Raw genomic sequence first — 12,072 nt, forward strand, 5'->3', positions numbered from 1 at the left:
CCGGCCCTGAGCCAGCTCGTAGGGCGGGTTAGGCGGCACGCCGTAACCCGCCATGCATGATTAATGACGGAAGTGGCGGGTGCCGGTATACAGCATCACCACGCCGCGCTCGTCGGCGGCGTCGATCACTTCCTGGTCGCGCATGGAGCCGCCCGGCTGGATCACGCAGGTGGCGCCTGCGTCCACCACCACGTCCAGGCCGTCGCGGAACGGGAAGAAGGCGTCCGACGCCACGACCGAACCGGTCAGGGTCAGGCCGGCGTTCTGCGCCTTGATCGAAGCGATGCGCGCGGAGTCGATGCGGCTCATCTGGCCTGCGCCCACGCCCAGCGTCATGTTGTTGCCGCAGAAGACGATGGCGTTGGACTTGACGTACTTGGCCACGCGCCAGGCGAACATCAGGTCCTGCAGCTGCTGCTGGGTAGGCTGCAGCTTGGTGACCACTTTCAGGTCGGCCAGCAGCACGTTTTTCGAGTCGGCCGACTGCACCAGCAGGCCGCCGCCCACGCGCTTGAAGTCCATCGCGTTGACGCCGTTGCCCAGCGGAATTTCCAGCAATCGCACGTTCTGCTTGGCCGACAGGATCTGCTTGGCTTCAGCGGTGAACGACGGCGCGATCAGCACTTCCACGAACAGCTTGGCCAGTTCGGTGGCGGCGGTGCCGTCCACTTCCACGTTGAAGGCGATGATGCCGCCAAAGGCCGAGGTCGGGTCGGTCTGCAGCGCGCGCTTGTAGGCGTCGGCCGCGTTGGCGCCCAGCGCCACGCCGCATGGATTGGCGTGCTTGACGATCACGCAGGCTGCCGACTGGTCGAAGCCGCCCATCGATTTCACGCATTCCCACGCGGCGTCCGCGTCGGCGATGTTGTTGTACGACAGTTCCTTGCCCTGCAGCTGGGTGTAGCTCGCCAGCGCGCCGGCCACCGGCGCCAGGTCGCGGTAGAACGCGGCGGACTGGTGCGGGTTTTCGCCGTAGCGCATGTCCTGCACTTTTTCAAAGTGCGCGTTCAGCGTTTGCGGATAGGCGGCGCGGTTGGCGTGCGAACGGTCCGGACCCAGGCTGCTCAGGTAGCTGGCGATGGCGCCGTCGTACTGCGCGGTGTGCGCGTACACCTTCTTGGCCAGCATGAAGCGGGTTTCGTAGGACACATAGCCGGGCGCGTTGTCGGTGGTCTTCATCTCAGCCAGCACCTGGCCGTAGTCGGCCGGGTCGCAGATCACCACCACGTCCTTGTGGTTCTTGGCCGACGAGCGCAGCATGGCCGGGCCGCCGATGTCGATGTTCTCGATGGCGTCGTCCAGCGTGCAGCTGTCTTTTGCCACGGTAGCCTGGAAGGGATACAGGTTCACCACCACCATGTCGATGGTGGGAATGCCGTGCTCTTCCAGCTTGGCCATGTGCTCGGGGAAATCGCGGCGCGCCAGGATGCCGCCGTGGACTTTCGGGTGCAGCGTCTTCACGCGGCCGTCCAGCATTTCCGGGAAGCCGGTGTAGTCGGCCACTTCGGTCACGGGCACGCCATTGTCGGCCAGCAACTTGGCGGTGCCGCCGGTGGACAGGATGTTGACGCCCATGGCGGACAGGGCGCGGGCGAAGTCCAGAACGCCGGTCTTGTCGGAAACGGAGATGAGAGCTTGTTTAATCATGGCTGTGGCTAGGTTGTTGAGTATTCTGTGGGACAAAGGTCAACGCGCCGGCCGCACGGGCCGGTCACAGCCATGCAAGCCGGGACGTCAGCGGACCTTACAGCAGGCCGTGCTCCTGCAATTTCTTTCGCAGGGTATTGCGGTTGATGCCCAGCATTTGCGCGGCATGCGACTGGTTGCCGTCGGCGCGGGTCATCACGACTTCGAGAATGGGACGTTCCACGGTCAGCACGACCATGTCATAGATGTTCGACGCCTGCTGCTCGCCCAAATCGTTGAAGTAATCTTCCAGCGATTTCTGGACGACTTCCTGAATGCTTTCTTTGCTCATTTTTATATATTTCTGCTAATTGATCTGCCACGCCGGCGCCGTTCAGGCGGCCAGCATTTCTTCGGCGAGGCGGTATTGTAACCGCTCGCCATACTTCCATTGCGATTCGAAGAATTCTTTAACCGACTGCAACTGTTCCTGCGTGGACTCCAGGCGGTTCATGCGCTGGCGGAATTCCTCGCCGCCTTCCAGGTCGCGCACATACCAGCCGATGTGCTTGCGCGCCGTCAGCATGCCCTTGCGCTCGCCGTAAAAAGCGTAGTGCGCCTGCAGGTGCTCGTCCATCAGCTGGGCCACTTCGGCCACCAGCGGCGCGGGCAGATGCGTGCCGGTGCGCAGGTAATGGTCGATCTCGCGGAAAATCCACGGGCGGCCCTGGGCGGCGCGGCCCACCATGACGGCGTCGGCGCCGGTCTTGTCCAGCACGAAGCGGGCTTTTTCCGGGGACGTGATGTCGCCGTTGGCCACCACCGGGATGCCGACCGAGGCCTTCACGGCGGCAATGGTGTCGTACTCGGCGTCGCCGGTGTAGCCGTCGGCGCGGGTGCGGCCGTGCAGGGTCAGCATCTGGATGCCGGCCTGCTCGGCGATGCGGGCGATGCGCAGCGCGTTCTTGTTTTCGCGGTCCCAGCCGGTGCGGAACTTCAGCGTCACCGGGACGTCCACCGCGCCCACCACCGCGTGCAGGATGCGCTCGACCAGGTCCTCGTGCGGCAGCAGGGCCGAACCGCACCAGTTGTTGCACACCTTCTTGACCGGGCAGCCCATGTTGATGTCGATAATCTGTGCACCTTTGTCAACATTGTGCTTGGCGCACTCGGCCAGTTCCTGCGGATCGGAGCCGGCGATCTGCACCGCCTTCGGCTCCATTTCGCCGGCATGGTCGAGCCGGCGCGCGCTCTTTTCCGAAGCCCACACGCGCGGGTTCGAGGCCGCCATTTCCGACACCGCATACCCGGCGCCCAGCTCCTTGCAAAGCTGGCGGTAAGGCCTGTCCGTCACGCCCGCCATAGGGGCGACGAAGACATTGTTACGGAGGATATGCGGACCGATTTGCACTGGGTAAGCCTGAAAATGAACGGGGAAACCGTCTATTCTAACCGAAGGACTGCTCAAATAATAAGCACTATTTATTCTGATTCCCGTGCTTGTGCAGCTTGGCAGTTATGAAACTGCCTTTCCGTGTGGAATTTATAAGCACGGGTGTGCTGCCGCGCCGGCGGCGGCAGCTTAAACGATGTCGTCCAGGACGAGCTGTTCGAGGTGGGCGGTTTCGCCCCAGCTTTGCAGCGCCAGCTTGCCGTTGGCAAAAGTGAAACGGTTGATGCTGGCGTTCTTCACCTGGAAATCGCGCGGGCTTTCCAGCGTCATGCCGGTGGCGGCGCGGTAGGCGCACTCCAGCACGCCGCCGTGGGCGACGATGGCGATGGTCTGGCCAGGGTGGCGCACGGCCCAGGCGGCGATGCCGTCCGTGCAGCGGTGGAAGAACTGGCGGAAGCTTTCGGCCACGCGCTCGCCGGCCGGCGGCACGGCGTCGATGTCGCGCGCCTGCCAGGCGGCGAACTCGGCCGGATAAGTGCGTTCAATGTCGGCGTACAGCATGCCCTCGAACACGCCGTAGCAGCGCTCGCGCAGCTGCACGTCCTGCTGTACGGTGCGGTCCGGGCCGGCCACCGCCTGCGCGGTCTGCAGCGCGCGCTGCAAATCGCTGGCGATAATGGCGTGCAGCGGCTCGGCGGCCAGCGCACGCGCCAGGGCGTCCGCCTGGCGCCGCCCTTCCGGGTTCAGGGGAATGTCGATGTGGCCTTGCAGGCGGCGCACGGCGTTCCACGCCGTTTCGCCGTGGCGTATCAATAAAATACTGGTAGTCATGTAAGCCTGGTTAGCGCGCCCGAGGATTCAGGCTGTAGACGCCGATGATTTGTGCTTCGTCCAGTATGTGGCCGCGCATGGCCGCGCAAGCCTGCTGGCCGGTGAAACGCCCCTCCACGGGCAGGCGCGGCACATCCAGCGCATACAGCCGGAACACATAATGGTGCGCCAGCAAGTCATTCCACGGCGGGCAGGGGCCATCATAACCGAAATAGTCGCCCGCCATGGCCGGGTCGCCGGCGAACCAGTCGGTGTAGTCGTTCAGGCCTTGCCGCAGCGGATGGCCGGCACCGTCCAGCACGGCCAGCTCGATATCGGGTCCGGGTTTGCCCCTGGCCGTCACACCGTCGGCCAGCAGGCCTGCGGGGATACCCCCCAGCGCGGGCGGAATATCGGCCAGCGCCCAATGGAAGAAGTCGGCGCGCGCGTCGGACGCGTCCAGGGTGTGCCCCTCGCGGTTGACCTTGGCCGCGTCGGCCGGGGCGTCGCCGTCTATGCACACCAGCAGCAGGGACTCGGTGCCGTTCGGCACCTCGCTCCAGGCCAGGTGCGGGTTGCGGTTGGCCGCGAGGCGGATGCCGCCCTGCGGGTCCGGCTCGGCAAAGGCAAACTCGGCGGGGATGACGCCGCCGTTCTTGAAAGAATCACTCCACAGTTTCACCGCCGCCCCCGCTTTATTGTTTCTTCGGTTCAACCTGCAACCAGAACGTGACCGGGCCGTCATTCGTCAGCGACACCTTCATGTCGGCGCCGAACCGGCCGGTGGCCACTTGCGGATGCTTGAGCCTGGCCTGCTGCACAAAGTACTCGAACAGCCGCGCGCCGTCCGCCGGCGCGGCGGCCGGCGTGAACGAGGGGCGCGTGCCGGACTTGGTGTCCGCCGCCAGCGTGAACTGCGGCACCAGCAGCAGGCCGCCGGCCACGTCGGTCACGCTGCGGTTCATCTTTCCCGCCTCGTCCGCAAACACGCGGTAGCCCAGCAGCTTGTTCAGCAGGGCGTCCGCCTCCTTCTCGGTGTCGCCGCGCTCGGCGCACACCAGCACCATCAGGCCGGCGTCGATGGCGCCGATCAGCGCGCCATCCACCACCACGCCCGCGCTGCTGACCCGCTGCAGCAGCCCTATCATGCCGTCAAGGTGACGCGCGCGAACTTGCGCTTGCCCACTTGCAGCACGAAAGTACCGGCGTCCAGCTTCAGCGCCTTGTCGCTGATGACCGTGCCGTCCACGCGCACGCCGCCCTGGTCCACCATGCGCGCCGCTTCCGACACCGAGGCGCACAGGTTGGACTGCTTGAGCAGCTGGGCGATGCCGGCCGGCGCGCCGGCCAGGGTGATTTCCGGCACATCGTCCGGAATGCCGCCCTTGGAACGGTTGACGAAGTCGGCCAGCGCGTCCTCGGCCGCCTGGCGCGAATGGAAGCGCTCGACGATTTCCTGCGCCAGCGCCACCTTGGCGTCGCGCGGGTTGCCGCCCTGCTCCACCGCCTTTTTCAGCGCCGCTACCTCTTCGATCGATTTCCACGACAGGAGTTCGTAGTAGCGCCACATCATCACGTCGGAAATGCTCATGATCTTGGCGAACATGTTATTGCCCGGCTCGGTGATGCCGATGTAGTTGTTCTTCGATTTGGACATTTTTTCAACGCCGTCCAAACCTTCCAGCAGAGGCATGGTCAAAATGCACTGAGGCTCCTGGTCCCAGTCTTTTTGCAGCTCGCGGCCCACCAGCAGGTTGAATTTCTGGTCGGTGCCGCCCAGCTCCAGGTCGGCCTTCAGGGCCACCGAGTCGTAGCCCTGCATCAGCGGGTACAGGAATTCGTGCACCGAAATCGGCGTGCCGTTCTTGAAGCGCTTGGTGAAGTCGTCGCGCTCCATCATGCGCGCCACGGTGTAGCGCGAGGCCAGCTGTATCATGCCGCGCGCGCCAAGCGGGTCGCACCACTCGGAGTTGTAGCGGATTTCGGTCTTGGCCGGATCGAGCACCAGCGAAGCTTGCTTGAAGTAAGTGGCGGCGTTCGCTTCGATCTGCTCGCGCGTCAGCGGCGGACGGGTGGCGTTGCGGCCGGACGGGTCGCCGATCATGGAAGTGAAGTCGCCGATCAGGAAGATCACCTGGTGGCCCAGGTTCTGCAGCTGGCGCATTTTGTTCAGCACCACGGTATGACCCAAGTGCAAATCCGGCGCGGTTGGGTCCAGGCCCAGCTTGATGCGCAGCGGTACGCCGCTCTGTTCGGAACGCGCCAGTTTCTGCGCGAATTCGGTCTCGATCAGCAGCTCGTCGACGCCGCGTTTAGTGATGGCCAGGGCTTCCTGCACGCGGTCGGACAGCGGCAGAGCGGGTTGGGTTGCAGTTACCATAGGGGGAGCACAATTCTCGTGAAAATGTAGGATGAGTCCGATAGTTTGATATAATTCGCGATCCCATCAATCTTGCCGCATGAAAACTCGATAAGACGACAACTATAAAAATATCAAAGTTCGGAACAGTTCAAGCGGTAAATTTTAACTGATTGCATGAACCCTATAAACAAATTCACAAGCCAAGGCTTGGTCAACTTGCTAGGTTCGACGCGCAAGGCGCGCATCATGAGTGCATCGGCAATCTTTCTTGCTGTGTGCGCCTTTGGTGCGGCCGGCGTGGCGCCGCTAGCGCCAGACGCGGCGGACCTACCGGTCAAGTCGGTCTCCACCACCCTTGAACTTCCGAACATCTCCGCGCAAATCGGCGCCCTCGAGCAGCAAGAATCCACCGAAAAATACGTCCACGAAGAACGCATCCGCGCCGGCGACACGCTGGCCGCGCTGATGACCCGTCTCGGCGTGGAGGACGACGCCGCCGAAACCTTCATCAAGAAGGACAAGGTCGCCAAAGGCGTGATGCAGCTGAAGACCGGCAAGAAGGTCCAGGCGCAGACCGACGAAAACGGCAACCTGGTGTGGCTGCGCGCCACCGTGGTGGACGGCAAGGACATCCCGGTCAAGAACATCCTGGTCAGCCGCAAGGGCGACGGCTTTGTCGCCAGCGAAGAAGCGGCCAAGCTGGAGCGCCGTGTGGAAATGCACACCCGCACCATCAACTCCTCGTCGCTGTACGCGGCCACCGACGCCAGCAACGACGGCGCCAAGCTGCCGGACTCCGTGGTGCGCCAGATCGTGGAAATGTTCTCCACCAATATCGACTTCCGCTCCGACCTGAAGCGCGGCGACCATTTCAACGTGGTCTACGAAACGTTCTGGCAAGACGGCGAATTTATCCGAGCGGGCCGCATCCTGGCGGGCGAATTCACCAACCGCGGCACCACCTACCAGTCGGTCTGGTTTGAAGATCCCAGCAGCAACCAAGGCGGCGGCTACTACAGCTTCGACGGCAAGTCCCTCAAAAAAGCCTTCCTGAAATCCCCCCTGGAATTCTCCCGCATCTCCTCCGGTTTCTCGATGCGCGTGCACCCCATCTCCGGCAACTGGAAAGCCCACAAAGGCATCGACTTCGCGGCCGCCACCGGCACCCCGATCCGCGCCTCCGGCGACGGCGTGGTGGACTTCGCCGGCACCCAGGGCGGCTATGGCAACCTGGTGGTGCTCAAGCACTGGGCCAACTACACCACCGCCTACGCCCACATGAGCCGCTTCGCGCCTGGCCTGAAAAAAGGCAGCAAGGTCAGCCAGGGCGACGTGATCGGCTATGTCGGCACCACCGGCTGGTCCACCGGCGCCCACCTGCACTACGAATTCCGTGTCGGCGGCGAAGCCAAGGACCCGAACAAGCTCAACGTGCAAGCGCAAGCCCCGCTGACCGCAGCCGAGCTGAACCGCTTCAAGACCGTCTCCGGCGACATGATGCACCGCTTCGCGCTGCTGCGTCCCACCAACGCCAACGCCTCCAGCCTGGCCGCCAAATAAGCCGCTGCGCGCGGCCCACGCAAAAAGGGGTCAGGGTTAATATTGCTTGCAATATTAACCCTGACCCCTTTTTCGCTGTGGTGAGGCACAATAGCGGCACACTATTGGAGGATGTTGATGAGCCTGTATATCGGTTTGATGTCGGGGACCAGCCTGGATGGGGTGGACGGCGTGCTGGTGGATTTCTGGGGCGGTGCGGCGCGCACCATGGCGGCGGCCTATGTGCCGTTTCCGCCGGCGCTGCGCGAGGAGCTGATGGCGCTGCAGGCGGCCAGCCCGAACGAGCTGGAGCGCGAGGCGCTGGCGGCCAACACGCTGGCGGAGTATTACGCGCAGTGCGTGGCCGAGGTGCTGGCGCAGACCGAGATGAAGCCGGCCGACGTGCGCGCCGTGGGATCGCATGGGCAGACCATACGCCATCGCCCCGAGCTGGGCTTTACGCGCCAGACCGGCAACCACGCGCTGCTGGCCGAGCTGTGCGGCATCGACGTGGTGGCGGACTTCCGCAGCCGCGACGTGGCGGCCGGCGGCCAGGGCGCGCCGCTGGTGCCGGCCTTCCACCAGGCCATGTTCAGCGTGCCGGGCAAGACGCGGGTGGTGGCCAATATCGGCGGCATCGCCAATATCAGCGTGCTGCGCGGCGACGGCAAGGCCACCGGCTTTGATACCGGCCCCGGCAATGTGCTGATGGACAAGTGGATCGCCCGCCACCAGGGCAAGGCCTATGACGCCGACGGCGCTTGGGCGGCGTCCGGCACCGTGATCCAGCCGTTGCTGGACGCCATGCTGCGCGAGCCTTACTTCGCCCTGCCCGCGCCGAAAAGCACGGGCCGCGACCTGTTCCACGGCGACTGGCTCGATACGCAGCTGGCGCCCTTTGCCTCGGCTGCGCCGCAGGATGTGCAAGCGACGCTGACCCAGCTGACCGTGCTGTCGCTGGCGCAGGCGATCAAGGAGCATGCGCCCAGGACGGAGGCGGTGTATATCTGCGGCGGCGGCGCCTACAACGGCGTGCTGATGCGCAATCTTGCGGTGGAATTGGGCGTGCCGGTGGAATCGACCGACGCGCTGGGCGTGGCGCCGAACCGGATGGAAGCGCTGGCCTTTGCCTGGCTGGCGTTCCGCTTCAACGAGCGGCTGGCGGGGAATCTGCCTGCCGTGACGGGAGCGCGGGGCGAACGGGTGCTGGGGGCGCTGTATCCGCGCTGAGATTGGCGGGTTACGCTGCGCTAACCCGCCCTACGCCGGGTATGCGGATCTGCGGGTATGCGGAACCGTAGGGCGGGTTAGCGGCAGAGCCGCGTAACCCGCCGTGCCTCTTAGGCCGAGAACGACGAACCGCAGCCGCAGGTCGAGGTGGCGTTCGGGTTCTTGATGACGAATTGCGCGCCTTCCAGGTCGTCCTTGTAGTCGATTTCCGCGCCGATCAGGTACTGGTAGCTCATGGAGTCGATCAGCAGCTGCACGCCGTTCTTGTCCATGGTGGTGTCGTCTTCGTTGACGATTTCATCAAACGTGAAACCGTACTGGAAGCCCGAGCAGCCGCCACCCTGCACGAATACGCGCAGTTTCAGGTCTGGATTGCCCTCTTCTTCGATCAGCTGCGCAACTTTCTGCGCGGCGCTGTCGGTGAATACGATAGGGACCGGGATTACTTCGTCTTGCACTTCGGCTACTGCATTCATGTGCTACTCCTAAAAATTCATACGGCCATTATAGACCTTAGTCCGGACTCATGCTGTCAAGGCTTGATTTCCTGTACGGGCTTTGGTTCCGGGGCAACAATTTTTGCTTCCTGGCCCGGCAGCGGCAAGCCGGCTTTCTTGACGATGGCCTGCAGCGCGTCGCGCTCGGCGGTCATTTGCGCCAGTTCGGCCTGCACCTGCGCCAGCTGCTGCTCCGGCGTGGGCGCGCCCCGGCTGACGCCAAAGATGCGTCCGCCCAGGTCCACGCCCCATACCAGCAGCACGCCGCCCAGCGCCAGCACCACGGCCACGCCGGCGATGCGCGCCAGCAGCGGCGCTTTGCGTTCCACCAGGACGGTGGGCGGGGCCGAGGCGCCGCTGCCTTGCCATTTTTTCGCCACTGTTTATGGCATCAGGGCGATGTTGTCCAGGCCCATGCCTTCTTCCAGGCCGAACATCAGGTTCATGCACTGCACGGCCTGGCCGGATGCGCCCTTGACCAGGTTGTCCTGCACCACCAGCACGATGACGGTGTTGCCGTTGTCCGGACGGTGCAGCGCCAGGCGCAGCGTGTTGGCGCCGCGCGTGCTGCGGGTTTCCGGGTGCGAGCCGAACGGCATCACGTCCACGAAAGGCTGGTCCTTGTAGGCGTCTTCGAACAGGGCCTGCAGTTCCTCGTTGCTCACGTCCTTGGTCAGGCGCGCGTACAGCGTGGAGTGCATGCCGCGTATCATCGGCACCAGGTGGGGCGTGAAGATCAGGTTGACCTTGTCGCTGCTGAAACGCTGCAGCTGGGCCACCGTCTCCGGCGTGTGGCGGTGGCCGGACACGCCGTAGGCCTTGAAGTTGTCGCTGGACTCGGAGAACAGGATGCCGATCTCGGCCTTGCGGCCCGCGCCGGACACGCCGGACTTGCAGTCGGCGATCAGGTTGCCCGCGTCGATGATGCCGGCCTTGAGCAGCGGCACGAAGCCCAGCTGCATGGTGGTCGGGTAGCAGCCCGGGTTGGCGATCAGCTTGGCGGCCTTGATGTCTTCGCGGTTCAGCTCCGGCAGGCCGTACACGGCCTCCTCGATCAGTTGCGGCGCGGTATGGGGAATCTTGTACGTCTTTTCAAATACGGCCTGGTCCTTGATGCGGAAGTCCGCCGCCAGGTCGATCACTTTCACGCCGGCTTTCAGCAGCGCGGGCGCCTGCTCCATGGCCACGCCATGCGGGGTGGCGAAGAACACCACGTCGCACTGGGCCAGGTCGACCTTGTCCGGCGCCGAAAACGCCAGCTTGACGCGGCCTCGCAGGGAAGGATACATGTCAGCCACCGGCAAGCCGTCCTCTTTGCGCGACGTAATCGCCGTCAGCTGCACTTGAGGGTGGACGGCCAACAATCGCAGCAGTTCCACTCCGGTGTATCCGGTGCCGCCGACGATGCCAACTTTGATCATGTTCTTTCCTTGGGAGTTAAATAAAGAGGGGACGCCCATTTTAGCAGGGCTGAAAAAAAGCCGCCCGGCGTACCGGGCGGCTTTCTCGCCAGCATGCGCCGCAGCGCACGCTGTATGAAGCAAATTAACGCTTCGAGAATTGCTTTGCGCGACGTGCTTTGCGCAGACCAACTTTTTTACGCTCAACTTCGCGAGCATCGCGAGTGACGAAGCCGGCACGTGCCAGGTCGCCCTTCAGAGCTGCATCGTAGTCGATCAGTGCGCGGGTGATGCCGTGACGAACAGCACCAGCCTGGCCGGACTCGCCGCCGCCGTGTACGTTGACTTTGATGTCGAAACGTTCAACGTTGCCGGTCAGTTCCAGTGGTTGACGGATGACCATCAGGCCGGTTTCGCGGGAGAAGTACTCAGCCGCTGGCTTGCCGTTAACGATGATTTGGCCAGTGCCTGCCTTGATGAACACGCGAGCCACTGCACTCTTGCGACGGCCGGTGCCGTAGTTGTAGTTACCGATCATGTCAGTTCCTTAGATTTCGAGTGCTTTAGGTTGCTGAGCAGCGTGTGGGTGCGAACCCTCGGCGTATACTTTCAGCTTCTTGATCATGGCGTAGCCCAGTGGGCCTTTAGGCAGCATGCCCTTGACAGCCTTTTCGAGAGCACGGCCTGGGAAACGCTGTTGCATTTTCAGGAAGTTGGTCTCGTAGATGCCGCCTGGGTAGCCCGAGTGACGGTAGTAGGTCTTCTCGGTTGCTTTGGTACCGGTCACGCGCAGTTTGCCTGCGTTGATGATGACGATGAAGTCACCGGTGTCGACGTGAGGGGTGAACTCTGGCTTATGCTTGCCGCGCAGTCGGCGTGCCACTTCGCTGGCAACACGGCCGAGGACTTTGTCCGTCGCGTCAATCACGAACCAATCGCGCTGGACTTCATGGCCCTTAGCGGAAAAAGTTTTCATGTTATGACTTTCTGTGAAAGATAAAAACGCTCATCTGGTGGTTCCGCCCCGGTGTTGCAGCGGACGCATCCTTGTTGTTTACTTTCCCTGAGCGAACGGGAAAGCCGGCAATTATAACCCCCACCGGCCACGCCCGTCAAGCCGACTTTGGTCTGGCAGGACGTACGCTGGCTGCACCCGGCCTCGCACTGCTCTAAAGACAAGCCCCTTCGCCCTTCGCTCGGGGCGCACTCCCGGAA

At 63.5% G+C, this 12,072-nt stretch carries 14 protein-coding genes; 2 read left to right on the plus strand and 12 right to left on the minus strand.

The window, feature by feature from the left end; genetic code table 11:
• Positions 1-60: 60 nt before the first annotated feature.
• The 7 genes from purH to tyrS form a co-directional block, all read right to left on the minus strand.
• Positions 61-1,647, minus strand: coding sequence for a bifunctional phosphoribosylaminoimidazolecarboxamide formyltransferase/IMP cyclohydrolase (purH, locus tag GTP77_RS08215; RefSeq protein ID WP_161071683.1), 1,587 nt, complete (start codon positions 1,645-1,647; stop codon positions 61-63).
• Positions 1,648-1,744: 97 nt separating this feature from the next.
• Positions 1,745-1,978, minus strand: coding sequence for a helix-turn-helix domain-containing protein (locus GTP77_RS08220; RefSeq protein ID WP_056398400.1), 234 nt, complete (start codon positions 1,976-1,978; stop codon positions 1,745-1,747).
• A 42-nt stretch (positions 1,979-2,020) separates the two neighbouring features.
• Complete coding sequence (gene dusB / locus GTP77_RS08225; RefSeq protein WP_161071684.1) at positions 2,021-3,037, minus strand: tRNA dihydrouridine synthase DusB; 1,017 nt, start codon at positions 3,035-3,037, stop codon at positions 2,021-2,023.
• Positions 3,038-3,208: 171 nt separating this feature from the next.
• Positions 3,209-3,850 carry a histidine phosphatase family protein gene (locus GTP77_RS08230; protein ID WP_161071685.1) on the minus strand — a complete coding sequence of 214 codons (642 nt, stop codon included), beginning with the start codon at positions 3,848-3,850 and terminating at the stop codon, positions 3,209-3,211.
• A gap of 10 nt (positions 3,851-3,860) precedes the next feature.
• Positions 3,861-4,511: a YbhB/YbcL family Raf kinase inhibitor-like protein gene (locus GTP77_RS08235; protein ID WP_161071686.1), complete on the minus strand. Its 651-nt coding sequence runs from the start codon at positions 4,509-4,511 to the stop codon at positions 3,861-3,863.
• Positions 4,512-4,524: 13 nt separating this feature from the next.
• Positions 4,525-4,977, minus strand: a complete 453-nt coding sequence (dtd, locus tag GTP77_RS08240; protein ID WP_161071687.1) for a D-aminoacyl-tRNA deacylase — start codon at positions 4,975-4,977, stop codon at positions 4,525-4,527.
• Positions 4,974-6,209 (minus strand): tyrosine--tRNA ligase, encoded by a 1,236-nt coding sequence (gene tyrS, locus GTP77_RS08245; protein WP_161071688.1) that lies wholly within the window; start codon positions 6,207-6,209, stop codon positions 4,974-4,976. The genes dtd and tyrS overlap by 4 nt, the downstream gene beginning before the upstream one ends.
• Positions 6,210-6,365: 156 nt before the next feature.
• Here tyrS and GTP77_RS08250 point away from each other — a divergent pair, with 156 nt between their 5' ends.
• Both GTP77_RS08250 and GTP77_RS08255 read left to right on the plus strand, forming a co-directional pair.
• Positions 6,366-7,751, plus strand: a complete 1,386-nt coding sequence (locus tag GTP77_RS08250; protein ID WP_161071689.1) for a M23 family metallopeptidase — start codon at positions 6,366-6,368, stop codon at positions 7,749-7,751.
• A 117-nt stretch (positions 7,752-7,868) separates the two neighbouring features.
• On the plus strand, positions 7,869-8,960 hold the full coding sequence (locus tag GTP77_RS08255) for an anhydro-N-acetylmuramic acid kinase (RefSeq protein ID WP_161071690.1): 1,092 nt from the start codon (positions 7,869-7,871) through the stop codon (positions 8,958-8,960).
• 110 nt (positions 8,961-9,070) lie between these two features.
• Here GTP77_RS08255 and erpA read toward each other — a convergent pair whose 3' ends face one another.
• The 5 genes from erpA to rplM all read right to left on the minus strand — a co-directional run bounded on the left by erpA (position 9,071) and on the right by rplM (position 11,833).
• Positions 9,071-9,436, minus strand: coding sequence for an iron-sulfur cluster insertion protein ErpA (gene erpA / locus GTP77_RS08260; protein WP_161071691.1), 366 nt, complete (start codon positions 9,434-9,436; stop codon positions 9,071-9,073).
• Positions 9,437-9,492: 56 nt separating this feature from the next.
• On the minus strand, positions 9,493-9,837 hold the full coding sequence (locus GTP77_RS08265) for a hypothetical protein (RefSeq protein ID WP_161071692.1): 345 nt from the start codon (positions 9,835-9,837) through the stop codon (positions 9,493-9,495).
• A 3-nt stretch (positions 9,838-9,840) separates the two neighbouring features.
• On the minus strand, positions 9,841-10,878 hold the full coding sequence (gene argC, locus GTP77_RS08270) for an N-acetyl-gamma-glutamyl-phosphate reductase (RefSeq protein ID WP_161071693.1): 1,038 nt from the start codon (positions 10,876-10,878) through the stop codon (positions 9,841-9,843).
• A gap of 124 nt (positions 10,879-11,002) precedes the next feature.
• Positions 11,003-11,395 (minus strand): 30S ribosomal protein S9, encoded by a 393-nt coding sequence (rpsI, locus tag GTP77_RS08275; RefSeq protein WP_056398368.1) that lies wholly within the window; start codon positions 11,393-11,395, stop codon positions 11,003-11,005.
• A gap of 9 nt (positions 11,396-11,404) precedes the next feature.
• Positions 11,405-11,833: a 50S ribosomal protein L13 gene (gene rplM, locus GTP77_RS08280; protein ID WP_056398365.1), complete on the minus strand. Its 429-nt coding sequence runs from the start codon at positions 11,831-11,833 to the stop codon at positions 11,405-11,407.
• Between the last annotated feature and the right edge of the window lie 239 nt (positions 11,834-12,072).

This window comes from Pseudoduganella aquatica (assembly GCF_009857595.1).
Classification (GTDB): Bacteria; Pseudomonadota; Gammaproteobacteria; order Burkholderiales; family Burkholderiaceae_D; genus Rugamonas; species Rugamonas aquatica_A.